Below are 22,537 nucleotides of genomic sequence, written 5' to 3' on the forward strand. Positions count from 1 at the left end.
CGGCTGCCAGTGCGGCGCGATCCGCTTCCAGGCGCGCGGCGAGCTGACCGACAGCTCGATCTGCCACTGCCGGATGTGCCAGAAGGCCTTCGGTGCCTATTACGCGCCGCTGGTGTCGGTGCGCGGCGTGCAGTTCAGCTGGACCCGCGGCCAGCCGCGTTACTTCCAGTCGTCCAACGTGGTCCGGCGGGGATTCTGTGCCGACTGTGGCACCCCGCTGACCTACGAGGCGCCCGACGGCGTGGCAATCGCTGCCGGCGCCTTCGACCAGCCCGAGCGCCTGCCGCCGACGATCCAGTACGCGGTGGAGCGCAAGCTGCCGTTCGTCGACGCGCTGGGCACCCTGCCGGCGCGGAGCACCGAGGACGACGTCGCGTCGCTGGCGTTCCTGGCCACGATCGTGTCCCACCAGCACCCCGACCACGACACCCCGCACTGGCCGCCGCGCAGTCGATGACCCACCTGTAGAGCCGGGCCTACGCTCGGCTGGCGGGTGGCCGCCGCCGCAGCGCCCGGCCCGCCGATGCTCTACCATAGCCACCCCCTTTCCGGTCCCCGCCCGCATGAGCAAGAACAGCCAGTGGATCGTCGGCGTCAACGCCGTCGCCTCCTCCATCGAGAACGACGCCGAGAACGTCCGCGAAGTGCTGGTCGAGGCCGGTGCGAAGAATCCGCGCCTGACCGAAATCGAGGAAAACGCCCGCCGCAAGGGTATCGACGTGCGCAAGGTGAACGCCCAGGCGCTGGATGGCGTGGGCGGTTCGGTGCGCCACCAGGGTGTGGCCGCGCGTTATGCCGCCGCCCGTACCTATAGCGAGAACGAGCTGGAAGGCCTGGTCACCGCGGCCGAGGGCAAGGCCCTGCTGCTGGTGCTGGACGAGGTGCAGGACCCGCACAACCTCGGCGCCTGCCTGCGCTCGGCGGCGGCCGCCGGTGCCACTGCGGTGATCATTCCCAAGGACAAGTCGGCCACGGTCAACGCCACCGTGCGCAAGACCTCGGCCGGTGCCGCCGACCGCATTCCGGTGGTGGCGGTGACCAACCTGTCGCGCTGCCTGAAGGACCTGCAGAAGCAGGGCGTGTGGATCTACGGCCTGGCCGGTGAAGCGACCGCTTCGCTGTACCAGCTGGACCTGAAGGGCAACATCGCGCTGGTGCTGGGCGGCGAAGCCGATGGCCTGCGCCGCCTGACCCGCGAGAACTGCGATGGCCTGGTCAAGATCCCGATGCCGGGCGAGATCGAGAGCCTGAACGTCTCCGTCGCCGCCGGCGTCAGCCTGTTCGAGGCCGTGCGCCAGCGCGGTTGATCGGCTGACCTGGCGTGATCGGGGTCAGATCCCTTTCCTGAGGAAAAAGGGGTCTGACCCTTTTTTGTGATCGGAAGGATCGTGTCGACCAAGGTCGACACCTACCAGAGCAGAACCAGGGTCAGGGCCCGTGCCAACCAACGGTCGGCACCCACCATCAGCAGCAGATTCCGACAGATCGCGGAAGTCTGTCGAGGGCGGGGTGGGTCCGGTGGCAGGGGTGTGAGCCGCATGGATGCGGCGACCAAGCCCCCATGGGTGAGGGCGCTTTGCTTGCGAAGCACTGCTTCGCAAGCGCCCGAACGCACAGCCGCCAGCGGCTGGGCCGGACCCCGGAGGGGGGTTCGCGGCGTCCCCTGTCACCGGACCCACCCCGCCATTCAACGGAATGCCCCGTTGTTGACGTTGATGTTGACGTTGTTTTGGCGGGTGCGGGGCGCAGCCCCGCATCGCCTCACCCCGCGCTGCCGCCCAGCGCCTTGAACAGGGTCACGTCGTTGTTCAGCTGGCCCTGGCGCACGCGCGCCAGCGACAGCTCGGCATCGCGCCGCGTCTGCTGTGCCTCCAGCCAGGTGCGCAGGTCGGTGGCACCCACGCGGTAGCGCACTTCCTGCGCGCGCTCCACTTCCACCGCTTCGTCGTACGAGGCCTGCGAGGCCGCCACCTGGCGCGCCAGCTGCTCACGTGCCGACAGCGCGTTGTCCACTTCCGAGAGCGCGGTGTACAGCGTCTTGCGGAAGCTGGTGGCGGCGATCTGGTAGGCGGTGCCCGCGATGTCGGTATCCAGCTGCGCGCGCTGCAGGTTGAGGAACGGCAACGACAGGCCGGCGCCCAGCGTGGCCACCGGGTTGCGCAGCACATCGCCCAGCGAGGTCGCGCTGGAACCGAGGCTGCCGGTCAGGCTCAGCGCCGGGTAGTACTGGGTGGCGGTCACCTTGATGGTCTTCAGGCTGTTGCGCAGGCGCAGTTCGGCCGCGCGCAGGTCGGGACGGCGGCCGAGCAGGTCGGTCGGCAGGCCCTCGGTGATGGCGGGACTGCGTGCGCCCAGCAGGTCCTGCGGTTCGTCCTGCTGCGGCCAGGGCGTGCCATCCAGCAGCACGGTCAGTGCATTGCGCGCCTCCACCCGCTGCTGTTCCAGCGCGCTCTGCGAGGAGCGCTGCGACTGCAGGTTCTGCAGTGCCTGGCGCACTTCCAGGCGCGATACCGCACCGGCGTCGAAGCGGGCCTGCACCAGTTCACGGGTGCGCTCCAGGCGCTCCAGGTTGGCCTGGCCGGTGGCGATCGACTGGTTGAGGTAGGCCAGGTTCCAGTACTGGTTGATGGTGTCGCCGATCACCAGCAGCGCGGTGTTCTGGCGGTCTTCCTCGCTCGCCTCGGCCTCCCAGCGGGCGATGTCGCGCTGGGTGCGCAGGCGGCCCCACAGGTCCACTTCCCAGCCCAGCGAGACGCCGGTGGAGTAGCTGCGACGCCAGTCGTCAGCCTGGTCGGTGGCGCGGCTGGCATTGCCGCTGACGCCGGATGACGAAGGCTGCGGCCACAGCGCGTTGCTGGCCAGCCCGGCCTGCAGGCGCGAACGCTGCACCGCCAGGCCGGCGGCGGCCAGGTCGCTGTTGGCCGCCAGCGCCTGCGCCACCAGGCGGTCCAGGCGTTCATCGCCGAAGCCGGTCCACCAGGTGTCCAGGCGGATGTCGCGGCCCGGTGTGTCCAGGCTGCTGCGCGGGTCGTCGGCCGGTGCGTTGAGGGTGGCATCGCCCCGGCCGTAGCTGGCCGCCACGTCCGGTTCCTTTATCGGATAGCGGCCGACCGACGCACAGGCGGACAGGGCGAGCAGCACGGCGCCAGCCAACAGCAGGCGCGAGGGAGCAGGGAAGGGCAGTCGGGTCATCATCTTCATTCGCGGGCCAGGGCCTCCACCGGGTCGAGCTGCGCCGCGTTGCGTGCCGGCAGGAATCCGAACGCCACGCCGATCAGGGTCGAGCAGGCGAACGCAGCGATGATCGAGGCCGTGGAGAACAGCACCTGGAAGTCGCTGGCGAAGCGGCCGATCATCGAGCCCAGCAGCAGGGCCAGGCCGATGCCGAGCACGCCGCCGAGCAGGCACACCAGTACCGCTTCGATCAGGAACTGCTGGCGGATATCACTCTGGCGGGCGCCGACGGCCATGCGCACGCCGATCTCGCGGGTACGCTCGGTGACCGAGACCAGCATGATGTTCATCACGCCGATGCCGCCGACCAGCAGTGCGATGGCGGCGATCGCGCCGATCAGCAGGGTCATCGTGCGCGTGGTCTGCTCGATGGTGTCGCGGATCTCGGCGCTGTTGCTGAGGAAGAAATCCTCGGTGCCGTGGCGCATCGTCAGCAGGCGGGTGATCGCTTCCTGTGCGGCATCCATCGGAGTGCTGTCATCCACACGCACGGTGATGCTGGATACGTGGCTCTGGCCCAGCATGCGCGACATCACCGTGGTGTACGGCACCCACACGCTCAGGCTGGTGCTGCCACCGAAACCGAAGCTCTGGCGCTTGGCCACGCCCACCACGCGCGCCGGCACGTTGCCGAGCAGGATCACCTGGCCCACCGGGTCGACATCGGGGAAGAACTGGGTCTGGGTGTTCTCGTCGATCACCGCCACCTGGCCCAGGCCCTTCACCGCATCGGCATCGAAGAAGCTGCCGCTGAGCAGGGTTACGCCCTTGACCCGGAAGAACTGCTCGCCAACACCGCTGACCTGGGCGGTGGAGGACTGGTTGCGGTAGCGCGCGGTGACCGAGGTCGACACGCTGGGGGTGGCACTGTCCACGTAGCTCTGCTTCGCCAGGGCGTCGGCATCGCTGGCCTTGAGCGTCTGCACGCGTGCCGAGCGCATGTCGCCGAAGCCGCGGCCGGGGTAGACGTCGATGGTGTTGGTGCCCAGTGCGCTGATGTTCTGCAGGATCTGCTGCTGTGAGCCGTTGCCCAGCGCCACCACCGAGACCACCGAGGCAATGCCGATGATGATGCCGAGCATGGTCAGGAAGGTGCGCAGCCGATGTGCGTTCATCGCCAGCAGGGCCATGCGGAACGCTTCGGTGAAGCGGTCGCGGGCGGCCCGCCAGCTGTTGCCGTGGGAGACGCCGGTGCTGGCTTCGCGCTGCGCGCGGTAGCTCGGCGCATCCGGATTGGCGCGATCGGCGATGATCTCGCCGTCGCGGATCTCGATGATGCGCTGTGCGTGCTGGGCCACGCTCATGTCATGGGTGACGATGATGATGGTGTGGCCTTCGGCATGCAGCTCACCGAGGATCGCCATCACTTCCTCGCCGGATTTCGTGTCGAGTGCGCCGGTCGGTTCATCGGCCAGGATCACCTCGCCACCATTCATCAGCGCGCGCGCGATCGATACGCGCTGCTGCTGGCCGCCGGACAGCTGGCCCGGCTTGTGGTGCATGCGGTCACCCAGGCCCAGCCGCTGCAGCAGCTGCTCGGCACGCGCGTTGCGCACCGGGCCGGGGCTGCCAGCGTATACCGCTGGCACTTCCACGTTGCCGCGCGCATCCAGATCGCCCAGCAGGTGGTAGCGCTGGAAGATGAAACCGAAATGCTCGCGGCGCAGCTCGGCCAGCTCGTCCGGCTCCATCTTTCCGGTTTCGCGGCCGGCCACCTGGTAACTGCCGCGGGTCGGGCGGTCGAGGCAGCCGAGGATGTTCATCAGCGTCGACTTGCCCGAACCGGACTGGCCGACGATGGCCACCATCTCGCCGGCATGGATATCCAGATTCACGTCGCGCAGCACGGCGATGACATCCTCGCCGGCCGGGAATTCGCGTCGCAGGTCGCGCAGGCGCAGCAGCGGCGCCGTCATGCTCATCGGCGCCCCATGCCCGGGCCACCGACCCGCATCTGCATGCCGCCACGGTTGCCGCCGCCGGCGGCGCCGGCCGCGCTGGCTTCGCCCACCACCACGCGCTCGCCTTCCTTCAGCCCGGACAGGATCTCGGCGGATGCGCCGTTGTTGATGCCCACGGTGACCTTGCGCGGCTGCGGCTGGCCCTTGTCGTCCAGCACCCGCACCGTGCGCTCATCGCCACGGCGCTTGGGCCCCAGTGGCACCGACGGCACCATCAGCACGCCCTTGGCCTGCTTCAGCAGCACCGAGACCTGGGCGGTCATGTCGATGCGCAGCGTGCCGTCCGGGTTCTCCACGTCGAACAGCGCGTTGTAGTAGACCGCGCTGCTGGAGCTGGAGCTGGACGAGCTGCTGGAACTGGACGAACTTTCGTTGGCGATCGAGGCCGGCGCCGGATTGATCTGGCGGAGCTTGGCGTGGTACTTGCGGTCCGGGTCGCCCAGCGTGGTGAAGTACACCGGCATGCCGGCCTTGATCTTGACCACGTCGGCCTCGGAGATCTCGGCATTGACGGTGACCACGTCCAGCCGTGCCAGCATGACGATGGTCGGTGCGGTCTGGTTGGCGTTGACGGTGCGGCCTTCCTCGGCCACCACCGCGACCACGGTGCCGTCCATCGGCGCGGTGATGCGGGTATAGGCCAGGTTGGCGCGGGCGGTGCCCAGCTCGGTTTCGCGGCCCTTGATCTGCGCCTCGTAGGACTGCAGCTGGGCACGGGCGGTCTTCAGCTGCGCCTCGGCGGCATCGTATTCCTGGCGCGAGGTGGCCTCGGCGGCCAGCATCTGCTGCTGGCGCGCGAACTCCAGTTCGGCCTGGCGCAGGGTGGCCTGCTGCACCGCGCGCTGGGCGGTGACCTGGTCCAGCGAGGCCTGCGCGTTGAGCACCTGGTTCTGCTGGGTGGTGGCGTCGATCTCGGCGATCAGGTCGCCTTCCTTCACCGTGTCGCCCAGCTGCACCTTCAGCGACTTGATCTGGCCCGAGGCCTGCGCACCGACGCTGACCAGCTTGTAGGCATCGATCACGCCGGTGGCCTCCACGGTCTGCTCGATGTCGCCGCGGCTGACCGGGGTGGTCGCCACCGCTGGGGCGGCAGGCTTGCGCAGCAGCCACCAGGCAGCGACGGCAACGGCAAGGGCAAGCAGGGCGATCAGTATCAGTCGACCCCGGCGGGTCGCGGGCAGCAGGCGGAAACTCACGTCGTGGCTTCACTCTCGGGGCCGCGGCAGCGGCGTTGGTGGGCATTGTGAAGATCGACCGGCAGGGGGCCAATCCTCGGGGTATGTCTCTATGTAACACTGTCGGTGAATACGCGTAACCACAGGTATCGCGGCCTCGGCTGGATACACTGGTACGCATTGCCCCGGATGCGGTTCAGCTGCCGACACGGGATGATCGCGACATGGAGACCGAAAACACGATGCATCGATTGCTGATCGTCGACGACGACAACGACATCCGGACCCTGCTGGCCGAACAGCTTGGCCGCGCCGGTTACCAGGTGAGCACGGCCGCCGATGGCACCGCCATGCGCCAGCTGCTGGACCGCGAGCACGTGGACCTGATCGTGCTCGACCTCAACCTGCCGCGCGAAGATGGCCTGACCCTGTGCCGCGACCTGCGCGCGCGCTCGAACACGCCGGTGATCATGCTCACCGCGCGTGCCGAGCCGATCGACCGCGTGCTGGGCCTGGAAATGGGCGCCGATGATTACCTGGCCAAGCCGTTCGAGCCGCGCGAGCTGCTGGCGCGCATCCGCAACGTGCTGCGCCGCACCGAAGCGCTGCCGGCCAACCTGGAGCCGTTGGCGGTACGCCGGGCGCGCTTCTCGCGCTGGATCTTCGACCTGGAGCACCGCCACCTGGTGGACCCGGACGATCGCGTGGTGGTGCTGTCCGGTGCCGAGTTCCGGCTGCTGCGGGTGTTCATCGCGCATGCCAACAAGGTGCTGTCGCGCGAGCAGCTGGTGGCGCTCAGCAGTGGCCGCAACTACGAGGCGCAGGACCGCGCGATCGACCTGCAGGTCAGCCGGCTGCGCAACAAGCTGGGCGATGACGGCGGGCCGGACGGCCTGATCAAGACGGTGCGCAACGAAGGCTACGTGCTGGCCTCGTCGGTCAACCTGGAATAGGTCGCGATGAAGCGCCTGCGCCATTTCCTGTCCTCGATGGTCGGGCGGCTGTTCGTGATCCTGCTGCTGGGCATGAGCGTGGCCGCGATCGGCGCGACCATGCTGGCCACCTCCAAGCGCCAGCAGGAGTTCGAGCGGCAGAACCTGAATCGCATCGCCGACCGCCTGCAGGGCTACGTCAACCTGCTCGACGGCAACCCCGAACTGCGCGAGCGGCTGCTGGAGGTCGGTGGCCCCAGCGTGCGTGCGCTGCTGCCGGGTGCGCGCCTGGGCCGGGCCGATACGGCCTTGATGGAAGTGCTCGATGACCGGCCCGGCCCGGTGTCGCGCGCGCACGTGCACTTCACCTCGTTCCGATCGTGCATCCCGAAGCTGCAGGATCTGCTGCCGCCGCCGCCGCCCGGGCATCGCAAGCATCCGCGCGAGCGCGATCCGGCGTTCATTCCGCCCAAGTGCCGCGCGGTCGACGTAACCCTCAACGACGGTACGCTGCTGAAGCTGGCGCTGGACTCGCCAGCGGTGGCCCACAACGGCATCCTCGCCGTCGACCCGTGGTTCCTGACCCTGCTGGTACTGGAGATCGCGGTGCTGGCGTACATCGTCGCGCGCATGGCCAGCGCGCCGCTGCAGGAGCTGGCGGCCGCCGCCGAAGACCTGGGCGATGACCTGCAGCGGGATCCGCTGCCCCTGCGCGGACCGCGCGAAGTGCAGCGTGCGGCGGAAGCCTTCAACGCGATGCAGCACCGCCTGCAGCGGCATCTGGCCGAGCGTACGCAGATGCTGGCGGCGATCACCCACGACCTGCAGACCCCACTGACCCGCCTGCGCCTGCGCCTGGAAAATGTCACCGACGAGGTGCTGCGCGAGCGCCTGATCGGCGATCTGGCGGCGATGCAGGCACTGGTGCGCGAAGGCCTGGAACTGGCACGCAGCGCCGAAAGTGCCGAGCAGCGTGCGGCGCTGGACCTGGATTCACTGCTGGAGAGCATCGTTGAAGATGCCGCCGAAGGGGGCGCCGATGTCGTCTTCGAAGGCGGGACCGGAGCGGTGCTGATGCTGCGCCCGCTGGCCATGCACCGCCTGTTCTCCAACCTGGTGGACAACGCGGTGATGTACGCCCAGCGCGTGCGGGTACGGGTGGAGCGCAGTGGCGGCGCGATCACCGTGATGGTGGCCGATGATGGCCCCGGGCTGGCCGAGGACCAGCTGGAAGCGGTGTTCGACCCGTTCGTGCGGGTGGAAACCTCGCGCTCGCGCGAAACCGGTGGTGCCGGGCTGGGGCTGACCATTGCCCGCGCGCTGGCCGAGAAGGATGGTGCGCGCCTGTGGCTGCGCAATCGCGCCGAAGGCGGGCTGGAAGCTGTGGTGCAGTGGCCGGCCAGTGCGCAGGTGGTGCCACCGGGCCGGGCTGGCTGAGCAGACACGGGAGGGGCTGCATTCCGACAGGCCCCGCCGGATACTGACGCGATAGCCCTGCTTGCAGCACGATAGGGCGAAAGCGTCACATGCGGTAATCGCCTGCGCTGCAAGGCGTTGCCCAGACATTCGGGGCAATTGCGTCAGCGTTGAATTGCCTGCGCTGCGTGCGGCCCGTCACCTGAAGCCATCGAAGTTCCTCGCGGATGGCAGATGGCACGGATGTGGATCGTGGTCGGCGACGCCACCACGGGTGGCGGGCGGGTGCTGACCGGATCGTCGAATACGGATATCGAAGGCAAGGCCGTGGCCTGCGTGGGTGACAAGGCGACGTGTCCGAAGCATGGGGGCGCGTTCGAGATCGTCACCGGGGACCCGACGCTGATCCTCGATGGCAAGCCGATCGCGCGCGAAGGCGATTCGCTGGCCTGTGGCTGCAGGTTGCTCGGAGGCGCTCAGTCGCTGGTGTACGTGGTTGACGGCGGCGGCGGTGCGTCGGTCTCCGCGGCGCCTACCGCGCCGTCAGCGGTGAACCTGTGGAGCGCCACGCCACCGCCCAGCGGTTTCGTTGCCCGTGATGTGGCAGTTACGCGCGAGGTCGTGCTGCATTGCCATTACGGCGACCTGGACTGCACGCCCGCGCGCGGTGTCAGTTACCGGGCGACTCTGTCCGATGGCCGCGTGTTCAGCGGCCATCTCGATGACGAAGGCCGTGCACGCCTGCCGCAGGTGAGCGTGGGGCCAGTGCAGGTGATCTACCAGCACGAGGCGGACAGCGCCGACTCTGCTGAGATTGAGGCCTGCCGCGAACGCCTTCGCGTCGCCCTGCAGCACATCGTGGAGCAGACCCGGCAGGATTTTGCTGCGGACTGGCGGCAATGGAACAGTGCCAGCGCTGCTCATCGGGCCTTCCTGATGGAACTGAACGGCATCGAAGGCCAGGCGAAGGGGGCATGGGACTGGGTCAGTGGCAGCGTGGAAACGGTGAAGAGGGGCGCGTCGAGAAGCTTGTTGTCAGAGTGGCCGAAGACGGAACGGTTGGGACTGTCAGAATCGATTGATGTCCGCTTCGGAGTCAATTAAGGGTTTGATCCAACAATGAAAATGCGAGATTCGCGCAAGAACAGAAGCTACTTTGACCGCTGGATCGAGCATGAGAGAGCATCGATTCAGCGAAAGGAATCGAGAATCGCGGGGGATGAACTGCCGCGCAAAGGGCGTGTTCTTGCTGCCTCAAGGCTTTTCGATTCAGTGTTGGGAGTGGTGGTAATGCGATATTCCCGAGGTGATGACATCGAATCAATCAAGGGTGAGGTGAGGTCGCTCCTTCCAGTGCGCGAGAAGATGACCAAACTCTGCGATCTGCTGGAGACCGGTGAGGGAAGTTACCGTTTCCAGTTCGAGGGCATCCGGCAAGATCACTTCGTGCAATGGCTATGGTGGCTGGCTTTCGCGCTCTCGCTGGACATGGGGCGAGAGTACATTCAACGAAGCTTGAAGCTGCTGCGGAACGCCGGAAAAGACGAACTCTTCGACGCGATCGCAGTTGCGCTGGGGGATGCGGGCCGACCCGTTTCCACTGAGGTGTTGTATCGCCAGTACCTCCCGCTCATGGAAGCAATCGCCTCACCCTCGGGCCGGCCCGGGCTCGTAAAGGAGTTCCTGGACGGCTGGTATGCAGGCAGCCGCAACGTGTACTGGCACGGGAATCACCGTGACGACGACAGCGGCTACATGGGCTACTGGGCCTTCGAGGCTGCGCTGGTCGTGATGCTGTTCGACATCGACGATTCGAGCTTCCGCGACCACGAGTACTACCCGGCCGATCTGGTAGCCCATTACCGGCGTCGTGCCGGTGACAGGACGTAGTTGTCCCTCCGCTGAGGTGCCAGGCGAGGGGTCTTCTGGACTGGCCTGTGGTCACCGCCTGGGATCGGACGCTGTACCGGACCAATCCCTCCCGCCGCAAACCCGCATCGCCTGCACGGCTGGATCTGAAAGCCCGCCGTTGTTGCCGCGGGCGTGGTCCATGGCTGATTAGGCGCGGCGGGCTGGCGTTTGCCCTATCATTCGCGCATCTCCCCAGACGCCCCCCGATGAGCCAGCCTGTTCCCGTCGGCACGCCGCCCCGCGTTGCCCGCGCGTTTCCGCACGCTGCCAGACCCCGCAGCCACCGCTGGCCACCGCCACTGCGCTGATGGGCGGACAGGGGGACACGAGGCGCTGGGCGGAGCGCCGCAGATCATCATTCAGGCGGGCATTGCGGCAGGGGCTGCTGTGGCTGCTGCTGGCCGTGGCCGCGCCACTGGCGGCACAGGAAGGCGCGCCGCCGCTGCGGGACTACGCGATCGACGTCTGGACCTCGCGCAACGGCCTGCCGCACAACTCGCTGCGTGACATCGCGCAGACCCCGGAGGGGCATCTCTGGTTCGCCACCTGGGAAGGCCTGGTGCGCTACAACGGCCTGGATTTCACCGTGTTCGACCGCAGTACCCGCCCGGGCCTGCGCGACAACGGCATCGGCGCGCTCTACGTCGATCGCCAGGGCGGGCTGTGGATCAGCGATTCGCGCGGCAATGTCAGCCATCGCGGCAACGACGGCCAGTGGCGGGTCTGGGAGCACCAGGGCGATACCCCGCAGGTGCTGATCCAGTCCATGCAGATGGACAGCCAGGGACGCCTGTGGCTGCTGTACGAAGGCAAGGGGCTCGGCTACCTGGTGCCGGACAAGGGCATCGTCTACCAGGCGCCGGCGGCTGAACTGCCGATGGCGATGAGCTTCACCAAACTGGTGGTCGACGCGCAGGACCGGGTCTGGGTCGGCACGCTCGATGGGCTGGTGCTGCGTGACAACGACGGTGCGCTCAAGCGCGCACCTGCCGCGTGGGGCTTGGGCGCAGGTACCGGGCTGTCGTGGCCGTACCGCGCTCCGGATGGCGCCCTGTGGATCGTCGCCGGCGAGCGCCTGTACCGGGTGGAGGACGATCAGCTGGTGCTGGTGCACCGCCTGCCGGGCCAGCTGCACATGACCGCGATGCTGCAGGACCGCCACGGCGACCTGTGGCTGGGTACCGAGAACCAGGGCCTGCTGCGGATCTCCACGCATGGGCTGGAGCGGCTGCCGGCGGGGTTGAACCTGCCCGGCGGGCGCGTTGTCAGCCTGCGCGAGGATGCGGAGGGCAGCATCTGGGTGGGTGCCAACGGCGGCCTGTACCGCCTGCGCGAGACACTGTTCAGCAGCTACACCGAGCGCGATGGCCTCAGTGGCGACTATGTGCGCACCGTGTTCGAGGACCGTGACCGCCAGTTGTGGGTCGGCAGCGCCAGCGGCCTGGACCTGCAGACGCCGGACGGCCGCTTCCGTGCGGTGCCGTTGCACAACCGGGGCGGCAAGGCGCCGTCGGTCCTCAGCCTGGCGCAGGGCCCGGCGGGGGATCTGTGGGTCGGCACCTTCGGTGACGGCGTCTACCGCCTCGGCCCGGACGGCAGCCTGCGGCACAACTATGCGGCCGCCGATGGCATGCCGGGAGGCAACATCCGCGCGATCAGCGTGGATGCGCAGGGCGTGGTCTGGGCCGGCACGCAGAAGGGCGTGGTCCGCATCGACGGCGACCGCGTGCAGGTATCGAGCGTGCCGGGCATGCCCGGTGGCCTGATCACCGCGCTCGAGCATGACCACCAGGGCAACCTGTGGATCGGCACCATCGAAGGCATCCGCGTGCTGCGCGGCAACCACGTGCAGTCGATCGACCTGGCCCCGATGGGCGGCGGCCGCAGCGTGTTCGGCTTCCATCAGCTGGGCGATGCGATGTGGATCAGCAGCGACCGCGGCCTGTACCGCTGGCAGAACGGCCGGCTGGCGCGGGTAGGCCTGGAGCAGGGCATGCCGGTGGATGCGGTGTTCCAGCTGGTGCCCGACCGCCTTGGCAACGTGTGGGTCAGCAGCAATCGAGGCGTGCTGCGCACCGACATGGCCACGCTCAATGCGGTGGCCGACGGCCGCGCGCCGCGGGTGCTGGTGGAGCGCTACAACGAGATTGACGGCATGGCCAACGCGCAGGCCAACGGCAGTTCGGGCCCGTCGGCGATCCTGCGCCAGGACGGCACGTTCTGGGTGGTCACCGCGGGCGGGCTGAGCACGGTCGATCCGCAGCGCCTGCAGCGCTTCCGTGAACGCCCGTCACCGCCGGCGGCGATCGAGAGCGTGCAGGTGGATGGTGCGCCGGTGCATTGGGAAGGCCCCGACCGTAACTACATTCCCGGCGGCCGTCGCCTGGCGGTGAGCTACGTGGGCCTGAGCTACCTGATGTCCGACCGGATCCGCTACCGCACGCGGCTGGAGGGCCTGGATGCCGGCTGGGTCGAACGCGGCCCGCAGCGCAGCGTCGAGTTCGTCGGCCTGCCGCCGGGGGATTACACCCTGCACGTGGCCGCTGCGCACCCGGCGGGGGCCTGGGGCCAGCAGGAAGCGGTGTGGAGCTTCACCGTGGAGCCGTTCTGGTGGCAGCGCCGCAGCGTGCAGGCGCTGGGCGGGCTGTTGCTGCTGGCCGGCCTGGTGGCGCTGTACCGCCTGCTGCTGCAGCAGCTGAAGGCCAGCAACCTGCGCCTGGCCCGGCGCGTGGACGAGGCGACCTTCGACCTGCAGGCCAAGACCGTGCACCTGCAGGCGCTGAACCAGGAAAAGACCGAGCTGGCCGAGCGCCTGGCACGGCAGGCCGAGGCGTTCGAGCGGCAGGCCCGCGAAGATGCCCTGACCGGGCTGGCCAATCGCCGTGGCTTCGATGAAACCCTGGCCCGCGACTTCGCGCGCTCGCAGCGCAGCGGTCATCCGCTGTGCCTGGTGGTGCTGGACATCGATCACTTCAAGGACGTCAACGACCGCCACAGCCACAGCATCGGCGATGCGGTGCTGGTGGAGGTGGCGCGATTGATCGCCGCGGCCTGCCGCGATTCGGACCTGCCCGCGCGTACCGGTGGCGAAGAGTTCGCGCTGCTGCTCAACGACACGCGCCTGGAAGAAGCCGCGCAGCTGTGCGCGCGCCTGCGCGGGCTGTTCCATGACCATCCGGACTGGGCCGGCGTGGAGGGCCTGCGCGTGACCTTCAGCGCCGGCCTGGTGGAGCTGGACGCCGACGACCGCACCCCGGCTCTGTTGTACCAGCGCGCCGACCGCGCGCTGTACCGGGCCAAGAGCGACGGCCGCGATCGTACGAGTATTGGTTGATCGCATCCACGCATGGCGTGGATGGATGGGATGCCCAACCGACAGTGCCGACCAACGGTCGGCACCCACCACGGAATTCACCCACGCAGACCTGTAGAGTCGAGCCATGCTCGACTATCGCGCGACAGCGCGGGGAAGCGTTGCTTCAGCGCGGCCAGGCGTTGGCAATCGTGCAGAACAAGCGCGCCGTCTGCTCGGTGTCGTACACCGCGCTGTGCGCTTCATTCGCGTCCCAGCCCAGTCCGGCGGCCGTGGCCGCACGCGCCAGCACGGTCTGCCCATAGGCGATGCCGGCCAGGGTGACCGTGTCGAACACGCTGAACGGATGGAACGGATTGCGCTTGTGGCCGGTACGCGCAACGGCCGCATTGACGAAACCGAGGTCGAAATGGGCGTTGTGGCCGACCAGGATCGCGCGCTGGCAGCCGTACTTCTTCATCGCGGCACGCACCGGGACGAAGATGTGGTCCAGTGCCGCTTTCTCTTCCTTGGCCAGCCGGAACGGGTGGTCGAGGATGATGCCGGTCACTTCCAGCGACTTCGGATCGATCTCCAGGCCCTCGGCCGGCACCACGTGTGCGCTGGCGGTCTGGCCGGGGTAGAGCAGGCCGTTCTCGTCCATCTCGATCGGCACGGCGGCGATTTCCAGCAGCGCATTGCGCTGGCTGTCGAAACCGCCGGTTTCCACATCGACCACCACCGGCAGGAAGCCGCGGAAGCGTTGTGACATCGCGCGCTGCGCCTGGGGAACTGCGGAATCGGGAGCGGCGGCAGGTGCGGGGGTGGGGTCAGTCATGCGTGAATTCTAGCAGAGCGCCCCCGAGCGCCCGACTGGCCTGTGGCGCACGGGTTCCCTGCGCAGGAGCGTGTCGACCAAGGTCGACACCCACCGGAGCACCACACCACCAGGTTCCCGGCAGGTGCCAACCCCTGAAACCCGGTAGGTGCCAACCTCTGGAACCCGGTAGGTGCCAACCTTGGTTGGCACAGAGCGCGCCGGACCCCGGTCAGCGCCTACCGGGCAGCGGGCCGGACCGTCATGCCCGATGGAAACCACCGCGCCAACCACGCATCCACGCTCAGCTTGCCGGCACCGGCGAAGATCAACGGCAGCAGCATCGCAATGAACAGCACCGGCAGCTTGAAGTTGCCGAAGCCCTGGTCGCTGATCGCATAGCCCATCGCAAGGTCGCCCAGCGAGTGCCATTCCATCGGCCAGTGCACGGCATAGGTTGCTACCACCGTCAGCACCAGCAGGCCGGTGGCGGCGAAACGGGTGCCGAACCCCAACAACAGGCAGGCCGCGCCGAGCAGTTCGAACCAGGTTGCCAGCTGCCAGTTCAGGGCGGGCGGTAGTTGATCGAACGGGAACGGAAAGGCGTCCTGCAGGTCGGCGAACCAGTTCTGGCCCTGCAGTTTCTCGCGGCCGGATTCGAAGAATTCCCAGGCCAGCAGCAGGCGTAGGCCGAGCGGGGCCAGCCAGGGGGCGAGACGGTCCAGCTGGCCGCGTGCGACGGCCAGGGTCGGAAGGTTCATCAGGGGATCTCCGCGGAAGGGGGTCAGGGAGGGGCGGGGAGAGCGCCGATCACGCCAGCCTGCAGGAACTGCCGCAGCAACGCGGCACCGGGTCCGGCCAGCGCGTCCTCGGCCAGCCCGTGGGTGTTGGCCAGGTGTTGCAGGTAGGCCTGGCCCTCGAGGCCGGGTTGCTCGCCGATGCTGGCCAGCAGGTACACCGCCAGCGGGCTGAGCGCGGCGAACCGCACCTCCCCATCGGCTTCGCGGCGTACCAGCAGGCCGGTCGGTTCGACTGGCGGCTGCGTTGGCGCGTCCTCGGCGCCGAGCCGATGTACCGGCCACTGGTACAGCAGCGGCCAGGCCAGAGGCGAGCGCTGCAGCGGCACCTGCAGAGGATCGATGTCGCCCGCGGGCGGCAGGGGCTCGGCGGCCAGCTGGTACAGCGCGGTTTCCACCCACTCGTAGTGGGCCAGCTCGGCCAGTGCCGGATGCGGCAGCTGCGGCCGTGCCTGCAGCCATTGCACGAACTCGGCGGCCAGCTCGGTGAACAACGGCGTCTGGCAGCGATGGGTGGCGAAGTACTGGCGCACCAGCGCGCTCCAGGCCGGTTCGCCGAGCAGGCGCACGCAGACCGGGAAACCGTTGCTCAACAGGCCGAGCAGATTGTTGAACAGCAGCCGTTGGTAGACCGCCACGCGACGCGGTTCCAGGCCTGCCGGCGCGGCCACCGCCTGCGGGTCGCGCAGGTGCGCGGTGAACGCATGCTGCTGTGCACGCAGGGAATCGGGAGCCTCAGCCATGACCGCCACCGGCGTGCGTGGCCTGCAGGCGGCGGATGGTCTGCAGCTCGCCCTGCAGTTCGGCATAGGGCGGGAAATTGAAGTCGCGTTCGAGCAGGGTCGGGCGCGCGCCGATACGCGCATAGGTGCGCGCCAGCAGCTCCCAGACCGGATCGATCACCGCACTGCCGTGGGTATCGATCTTCAGGTCCGGTGCGTCATCCAGGTGCCCGGCCACGTGCAGGCAGACGATGCGATCGGCGGGCAGCCCAGCAATGAAGGCGTCGGCATCGTAGCCGTGGTTGCAGGCGTTGACGTAGACATTGTTGACGTCCAGCAGCAGGTCGCAGTCGGCTTCGGCAAGCACGGCGTTGGTGAAGGCCAGTTCGTCCATGGCCGGCTCCGGTGCCAGGTAGTAGGACACGTTCTCCACCGCGATGCGTCGTCCCAGCAGGTCCTGCACGCGGGCGATGCGCGCCGCGGTATGGCGCACCGCTTCATCGGTGAAGGGGATCGGCAGCAGGTCGTACAGGTGGCCGTCGTCGCTGCAGTAGCTCAGGTGCTCGCTGTACAGCGGCACGCGATGGGTCTCGAGGAACTGGCCGACCTGTTCCAGCAGCTGGGTATCCAGTGGCGCACTGCCACCCAGCGACAACGACAGGCCGTGGCAGCTCAACGGGTGACGCTGCGCCAGTTCGGCCAGCGCGTCGCCGGCGGGCCCACCGACATGGATCCAGTTTTCCGGCGCGCATTCGAGGAAGTCGAAGTCGCCGGTCGGTGCATCACGCAGATCCTGCAGCAGCGCCCGGCGCAGGCCCAACCCGGCGGCCGCCGCGCGAAGCGGCGACCGCGGGTGGACGATGCGGGCGCGGACGTCAGTGCTTGCCACCGCACTTGCCTTCGCCGCACTTGCCTTCAGCCGACTTCTTGTCGCCGGTCTTGGCCTTGGCACCGGCGGCAGCACCGGCAGCCTTGCCCTTGTCGGCGCCGCACTTGCCTTCAGCACTCTTGCCGTCGGCGCCACACTTGCCTTCGGCGTGCTTGGTCGCGTCGGCGGCCATCTTGGTATCGGCGGCCTTGGCATCGGTGCTGGCCTTGGCAGCCTGGCCGGCCACCAGGTAGCCCTGGGCGAGGTCGCTCATGCTCAGGGCCGAGGCACTGGCGGTCATGCCCAGGCCGGCGGCCAGGGCGGTAGCAGTCAGCAGGGACAGGGTCTTGTTGGAACTGCTCATCGGTCGTGCTCCTGGGTGGTGTGGGCGGGTGCCCGGGTGGCCGGCAGGGGTGCCGGTGGAAACTATGGTGCAGCGATCCTACTCAACGAATCCTCGCCAAGACCTCAAATTTTCGTGAGGTTTGTTACAGAAGGGGAGACCGGTGGCCGGAATGCCCAGAAACAAGAAGGCCGCTGTCGCAAGGACAGCGGCCACCATGGAGTCAACTCACGTGTTGCAGTGCAGCGTCAGGGCTGGCCGGTGCTGGAGGTCTCGTCGCGCTTTTCGCGCGGCGGCAGCGGCTGCTCGCCGTGCACCAGGAACCACACGTTCTCGGCGATGTTGGTGGCGTGGTCGCCCACGCGCTCCAGGTTCTTGGCCATGAACAGCAGATGGGTGCACGGAGTGATGTTGCGCGGGTCTTCCATCATGTAGGTCAGCAGCTCGCGGAACAGCGCGGTGTACTGCGCGTCCAGGCGGGCGTCGTCCTCACGCAGCGCCAGTGCGGCGTCGGCGTCGTTGTCGCGGTAGGCGGCGATGGCGCGGCGCACCTGCTGCGCGGCCAGGCGGCCCAGCGCACGCAGGCCCTGGATCTGCGGCAGCGGCGGTACCTTGCCCAGTGCGATCGAACGCTTGGCGACATTGGCCGCGTAGTCGCCGATGCGCTCGATGTCGGCCGGGATGCGCAGGCCGGCCAGGATCTCGCGCAGGTCGCGGGCCATCGGCCCGCGCAGCGCCAGGCGCATCACGTCGTGGCTGATCTGCTGTTCCAGCGCGTCGATGGCTTCATCGTTGGCGATGATGCGATGGGCGGCGTTCTCGTCGCGCTTCTCGATCACGTCCATCGCTGCTTCGAGCTGGGCGACGGCCATCTCGCCCATGCGCACGATTTCGGCCACCAGGCGCTGCTGCTCTTCGTCGTAGCTCTTGACGATGTGGTCGTTGGGAAGGTTCATGGTCTGCAATCCGGGTAGAGCCAGGCCATGCCTGGCTGGAACATGTGGCGAAGGAACAGCGTCGATCAGCCGAAGCGACCGGTGATGTAGTCCTCGGTCTGCCGCTGCGACGGCTGCGAGAAGATCACTTCGGTGCGGTCGTGCTCGATCAGGTCGCCCAGGTACATGAAGGCGGTGTAGTCGGACACGCGCGCGGCCTGCTGCATGTTGTGGGTGACGATGACGATGGTGTACTCGTGCTTGAGCTCTTCCACCAGCTGCTCGATGCGGCTGGTCGAGATCGGGTCCAGCGCCGAGGTCGGCTCGTCCAGCAGCAGCACCGACGGGCGCAGGGCCACGGCGCGGGCGATGCACAGGCGCTGCTGCTGGCCACCGGACAGGCCCAGCGCGCTCTGGCCCAGCTTGTCCTTCACTTCGTCCCACAGCGCGCCCTGGCGCAGCGCCTGCTCGACGCGGTCGGCCATGTCGGCCTTGCTCAGCTTCTCGTGGTGGCGGATGCCGTAGGCCACGTTCTCGAAGATGGTCATCGGGAACGGCACCGGCTTCTGGAACACCATGCCGACCTTGCTGCGCAGGCGGTTCATCGGGTATTTCGGCGACAGGATGTTCTCGCCGTCCAGCAGCACCTCACCGCGCGCCTCCAGCTTCGGGTACAGCGCGTAGATGCGGTTGAAGATGCGCAGCAGGGTCGACTTGCCGCAACCGGAGGGGCCGATCAGCGCGGTCACGCGCTTTTCCGGAATCTCCAGGTTGATGCCCTTCAGGGCGTGGAACTTGTCGTAGTAGAAGTCCAGTCCACGCGCGGCCAGCTTGACCGGCGACGGCGTGTGCAGGCTCTCGTGCGAGGACGGCACGGCGATGCGCTGCATCGGCACGGCATTGGAAAGGTCGTTCATGGCGTTATCCACGGAAAGGTCAGTCATGGGAGATACGGTTGCGCAGCAGGATGCCGCGGGCGGCAAGGCTGACCAGCAACACGAAGACAGTCAGCACCAGGGCACCGGCCCAGGCCAGCACCTGCCAGGATTCATACGGGCTGCCGGCGAACTGGTTCATCACCACCGGCACCGAGGCCATCGGCTGGAAGATGTTGTTGTTCCAGTACTGGTTGCCGAAGGCGGTGAACAGCAGCGGGGCGGTTTCGCCGGAAATGCGCGCCAGCGCCAGCAGGATGCCGGTGATGATGCCGGCCGACGCGCTGCGGTACAGCACCTGCACGATCACCTTCCACTGCGGGATGCCCAGCGAAAGCGCGGCTTCGCGCATCTGCGAGGGCACCAGGCGCAGCATCTCGTCGGTGGTGCGCACCACCACCGGCAGCACGATGAAGGCCAGCGACAGCGCACCGGCGAATGCCGAGAAGTTGCCGCCGGTCTGCATCACGTACAGGGTGTAGACGAACAGGCCGAGCACGATCGACGGCGCCGACAGCAGGATGTCGTTGACGAAGCGGACCACGGTGCCGGCCTTGCGGGCGTTGCCGTACTCGGCCAGCCAGGTACCGGCCAGCACGCCCAGCGGGGTACCGATGCCGATCGCCAGCGCACACATCACGGCGCTGCCGAAGAAGGCGTTGGCAAGGCCGCCTTCCTGCATCGGCGGCGGCGTCATCTTGGTGAACAGATCCAGGTTGATGCCGGCCAGGCCCTTGGAGGCCAGGGTGAACAGGATCCAGCCCAGGAAGAACAGGCCGAACAGGGCGGTGGCGCAGGACGCGGTAATGGCAACGACATTGCCGATGCGGCGGCGCAGGTACAGCGAATCAGCGGTGGTGGACATCAGTTGCCCTCCTTGCGGGACAGGCGCATCAGCATCAGGCGGGCGATGGCCAGCACCACGAAGGTGACGATGAAGAGGACGAAGCCGAGCAGCAGCAGGGCCGAGCGGTAGGTTTCAGTGGCCTCGCCGAAATCGTTGGCGATCAGCGCGGCGATGGTGGTGCCCGGCTCCAGCAGCGACGGCGACAGGCGCACGCTGTTGCCGATCACGAAGGCCACTGCCATCGTTTCACCCAGGGCGCGGCCGAGGCCGAGGAAGATGCCGCCGATCACCGCCGAGCGGGTGTAGGGCAGCACGATGTCCCAGCTTACTTCCCACTTGGTGGAGCCCAGCGCGTAGGCCGACTCCTTCAGGCGGGTCGGCACGGTCAGGAACACTTCGCGCATCACCGAAGAGATGAACGGAATGACCATGATGGCCAGCACGAAACCGGCGGTAAGCATGCCGATGCCCAGCGGCGGGCCCTGGAACATCGGGCCGATGATCGGCCACTCGCCCAGGGTTTCGTTGAGGAACGGGGTGACGTACTCGGTCATCACCGGCACCAGCACGAACAGGCCCCACATGCCGTAGATGATCGAGGGGATGCCGGCCAGCAGTTCGATGGCGGTGCCGACCGGGCCACGCAGCCAGCGCGGCGCGACTTCGGTGAGGAAGAAGGCGATGCCGAAGCTGACCGGCACGGCAATGACCATCGCGATCAGCGCGGTGACCAGGGTGCCGTAGATCGGGGCGAGGGCACCGAACTTGTTTTCGACCGGATTCCAGTCGGCGGAGAAGAAGAAGCTCAGGCCCTGCATCTGCAGGGCATGGCGGCCGCCCCACAGCATCGACAGCGCGGCGCAGGCCAAGGCGATCAGGACGAAGATGACGGTGCCGACCAGCACCCATCGGAACAGTTTGTCGTTGCGGGCATCACGCGCATCACGCGTGGACGGGGCGGCTACAGGCTGGGCGATGGCATTCATGGGGACGGCTGGGCCAGGAAGGGGCGGGGCGGCATGGCGTGGAAGCAGCGGTGCCCGCGCGGGGCGGGCACCGTCGTATCCATCACTTCAGGTCGGTCGCCCAGTAGGCCTCGATCTGCTTGACCAGTTCGGCCGGCAGCGGCACGTAGTGCAGCTCGTTGGCCTGGGCCTGGCCGTTCTCGAAGGCCCACTTGAAGAAGGCCAGGGTGTCCTGGTTGCGCTTGGCGTCCTTCGGCTGCTTCTGCATCAGCATGAAGTTGGTGGCGGTGATCGGCCACGCCTGGTCGCCCGGGGCATTGGTGATGACCAGGTTGAAGTCCTTGGCGCTGGCCCAGTCGGCGCTGGCGGCCGCGGCGGCGAAGGTCTCCGCGCTCGGCTCGACCCAGTTGCCGGCCGCGTTCTGCATGGCGGTGTACGGCATGCCGTTCTGCAGCGCGTAGGCCAGCTCGACGTAGCCGATCGAACCCTTGATCTGCTTCACGTAGGACGCGACGCCTTCATTGCCCTTGCCACCCACGCCGTCCGGCCACTGCACCGAGGTGCCTTCGCCGACCTTGGCCTTCCAGTCCGGGCTGACCTTGGACAGGTAGTTGGAGAAGTTGAAGGTGGTGCCCGAACCATCCGAACGGTGGACCAGGGTGATCTTGCCGTCCGGCAGCTTCACGCCCGGGTTGGCGGCGACGATGGCCGGATCGTTCCAGGTCTTGACCTTGCCCAGGAAGATGTCGGCCAGCAGGGCGCCGCTCAGGCGCAGCTTGCCGCCCTCTAGGCCTTCGATGTTGACCACCGGCACCACGCCGCCGATGGCGGACGGGAACTGGGCCAGGCCAGCCTGGGCCAGCTCTTCGCTGCTCAGCGGCTTGTCCGAGGAACCGAAGTCGACGGTGCCGGCCTTGATCTGTGCAATGCCGCCGCCGGAACCGATCGACTGGTAGTTGATCTTGGCGCCGGTGCTGGCGTTGTAGTCAGCCGACCACTTGGAGACCAGCGGGAAGATGAAGGACGCGCCCGCGCCGGAGACCTCGGCGGTCACCTTGGCACCGGCAGCGGCCGGAGCGGCAGCACCGTCGGCAGCCGGCTGCTGTGCGGCCTGCTTGTCGCCACCGCAGGCCGACAGGCCCAGGGCGATGGCCAGGGAAAGGGCGGCAAGGCCGGCCGAGTGCAGTTTCATGGTCACTCCATAGCGGGGAAGAGCCGACGGGGTCGGCGGATGCGGCTATGAAATGATGTTTTTGTTACAGCCGTATTACGACCATGACAGAGGTGTCCTGGATCACGTTCCGACAAGGGTTTCACAGGGTGTGCCACGATCCGGGAGACCCCCGCAGACCCCGGATCTGCGCACGGTATGACCGGCGGATGGCCT

Annotated in this window: 20 protein-coding genes; 7 read left to right on the forward strand and 13 right to left on the reverse strand. The window is 67.8% G+C overall.

Features of this window, described 5'->3' with window-relative positions:
• The coding region (locus N7590_RS17705) for a GFA family protein (protein WP_279935765.1) at positions 1-457 on the forward strand (457 nt) is incomplete at its 5' end.
• A 106-nt stretch (positions 458-563) separates the two neighbouring features.
• Positions 564-1,307, forward strand: a complete 744-nt coding sequence (rlmB, locus tag N7590_RS17710; protein WP_008265272.1) for a 23S rRNA (guanosine(2251)-2'-O)-methyltransferase RlmB — start codon at positions 564-566, stop codon at positions 1,305-1,307.
• Positions 1,308-1,761: 454 nt separating this feature from the next.
• Here rlmB and N7590_RS17715 read toward each other — a convergent pair whose 3' ends face one another.
• Genes N7590_RS17715 through N7590_RS17725 form a run of 3 tightly spaced genes read right to left on the reverse strand, consistent with a single transcriptional unit; the run spans position 1,762 to position 6,391 of the window.
• Entirely contained in the window at positions 1,762-3,201 is a 1,440-nt protein-coding gene (locus N7590_RS17715; RefSeq protein WP_164241147.1) for a TolC family protein, read from the reverse strand.
• The gene (locus N7590_RS17720) at positions 3,198-5,156 is read right to left on the reverse strand and encodes a MacB family efflux pump subunit (protein ID WP_006427858.1); all 1,959 of its coding nucleotides are present in this window, start codon (positions 5,154-5,156) and stop codon (positions 3,198-3,200) included. The genes N7590_RS17715 and N7590_RS17720 overlap by 4 nt, the downstream gene beginning before the upstream one ends.
• The gene (locus tag N7590_RS17725; protein WP_279935766.1) at positions 5,153-6,391 is read right to left on the reverse strand and encodes an efflux RND transporter periplasmic adaptor subunit; all 1,239 of its coding nucleotides are present in this window, start codon (positions 6,389-6,391) and stop codon (positions 5,153-5,155) included. The genes N7590_RS17720 and N7590_RS17725 overlap by 4 nt, the downstream gene beginning before the upstream one ends.
• A gap of 203 nt (positions 6,392-6,594) precedes the next feature.
• On the opposite strand from N7590_RS17725, the gene N7590_RS17730 reads away from it, so the two are divergent.
• From N7590_RS17730 to N7590_RS17750, 5 genes are all read left to right on the forward strand, one after another.
• Complete coding sequence (locus tag N7590_RS17730; RefSeq protein ID WP_006427862.1) at positions 6,595-7,323, forward strand: response regulator; 729 nt, start codon at positions 6,595-6,597, stop codon at positions 7,321-7,323.
• Between the two features lie 6 nt (positions 7,324-7,329).
• A complete protein-coding gene (locus N7590_RS17735; RefSeq protein WP_279935767.1) occupies positions 7,330-8,739 on the forward strand; it encodes an ATP-binding protein in 1,410 nt (469 codons plus the stop codon).
• A 222-nt stretch (positions 8,740-8,961) separates the two neighbouring features.
• The gene (locus tag N7590_RS17740) at positions 8,962-9,822 is read left to right on the forward strand and encodes a PAAR domain-containing protein (protein ID WP_164241148.1); all 861 of its coding nucleotides are present in this window, start codon (positions 8,962-8,964) and stop codon (positions 9,820-9,822) included.
• Between the two features lie 15 nt (positions 9,823-9,837).
• A complete protein-coding gene (locus tag N7590_RS17745; protein WP_164241149.1) occupies positions 9,838-10,608 on the forward strand; it encodes a PoNe immunity protein domain-containing protein in 771 nt (256 codons plus the stop codon).
• 328 nt (positions 10,609-10,936) lie between these two features.
• Positions 10,937-13,963, forward strand: a complete 3,027-nt coding sequence (locus N7590_RS17750) for a ligand-binding sensor domain-containing diguanylate cyclase (protein WP_164241150.1) — start codon at positions 10,937-10,939, stop codon at positions 13,961-13,963.
• Between the two features lie 145 nt (positions 13,964-14,108).
• On the opposite strand, the gene rnt is transcribed toward N7590_RS17750, so the two are convergent.
• The 10 genes from rnt to pstS form a co-directional block, all read right to left on the reverse strand.
• A complete protein-coding gene (gene rnt, locus N7590_RS17755) occupies positions 14,109-14,693 on the reverse strand; it encodes a ribonuclease T (RefSeq protein ID WP_008267547.1) in 585 nt (194 codons plus the stop codon).
• A 284-nt stretch (positions 14,694-14,977) separates the two neighbouring features.
• Positions 14,978-15,499 (reverse strand): DoxX family protein, encoded by a 522-nt coding sequence (locus N7590_RS17760; RefSeq protein WP_164241151.1) that lies wholly within the window; start codon positions 15,497-15,499, stop codon positions 14,978-14,980.
• A 23-nt stretch (positions 15,500-15,522) separates the two neighbouring features.
• Positions 15,523-16,278, reverse strand: coding sequence for a putative DNA-binding domain-containing protein (locus N7590_RS17765; RefSeq protein ID WP_279935768.1), 756 nt, complete (start codon positions 16,276-16,278; stop codon positions 15,523-15,525).
• The gene (locus N7590_RS17770; protein WP_164242961.1) at positions 16,271-17,146 is read right to left on the reverse strand and encodes a DUF692 domain-containing protein; all 876 of its coding nucleotides are present in this window, start codon (positions 17,144-17,146) and stop codon (positions 16,271-16,273) included. Before N7590_RS17770 ends, N7590_RS17765 begins: the two co-directional genes overlap by 8 nt.
• On the reverse strand, positions 17,133-17,489 hold the full coding sequence (locus tag N7590_RS17775; protein WP_053449243.1) for a hypothetical protein: 357 nt from the start codon (positions 17,487-17,489) through the stop codon (positions 17,133-17,135). The genes N7590_RS17770 and N7590_RS17775 overlap by 14 nt, the downstream gene beginning before the upstream one ends.
• A 227-nt stretch (positions 17,490-17,716) precedes the next feature.
• Positions 17,717-18,424: a phosphate signaling complex protein PhoU gene (phoU, locus tag N7590_RS17780; protein WP_008265615.1), complete on the reverse strand. Its 708-nt coding sequence runs from the start codon at positions 18,422-18,424 to the stop codon at positions 17,717-17,719.
• Positions 18,425-18,489: 65 nt separating this feature from the next.
• A complete protein-coding gene (pstB, locus tag N7590_RS17785; protein ID WP_005408788.1) occupies positions 18,490-19,320 on the reverse strand; it encodes a phosphate ABC transporter ATP-binding protein PstB in 831 nt (276 codons plus the stop codon).
• A 19-nt stretch (positions 19,321-19,339) separates the two neighbouring features.
• Entirely contained in the window at positions 19,340-20,203 is an 864-nt protein-coding gene (pstA, locus tag N7590_RS17790) for a phosphate ABC transporter permease PstA (protein WP_006428262.1), read from the reverse strand.
• Positions 20,203-21,171 (reverse strand): phosphate ABC transporter permease subunit PstC, encoded by a 969-nt coding sequence (gene pstC / locus N7590_RS17795; RefSeq protein ID WP_008267250.1) that lies wholly within the window; start codon positions 21,169-21,171, stop codon positions 20,203-20,205. Before pstC ends, pstA begins: the two co-directional genes overlap by 1 nt.
• 82 nt (positions 21,172-21,253) lie before the next feature.
• A complete protein-coding gene (gene pstS, locus N7590_RS17800) occupies positions 21,254-22,342 on the reverse strand; it encodes a phosphate ABC transporter substrate-binding protein PstS (RefSeq protein WP_049458236.1) in 1,089 nt (362 codons plus the stop codon).
• Between the last annotated feature and the right edge of the window lie 195 nt (positions 22,343-22,537).

The sequence above is a fragment of the Stenotrophomonas sp. GD04024 genome, assembly GCF_029837545.1.
GTDB lineage: Bacteria > Pseudomonadota > Gammaproteobacteria > Xanthomonadales > Xanthomonadaceae > Stenotrophomonas > Stenotrophomonas forensis.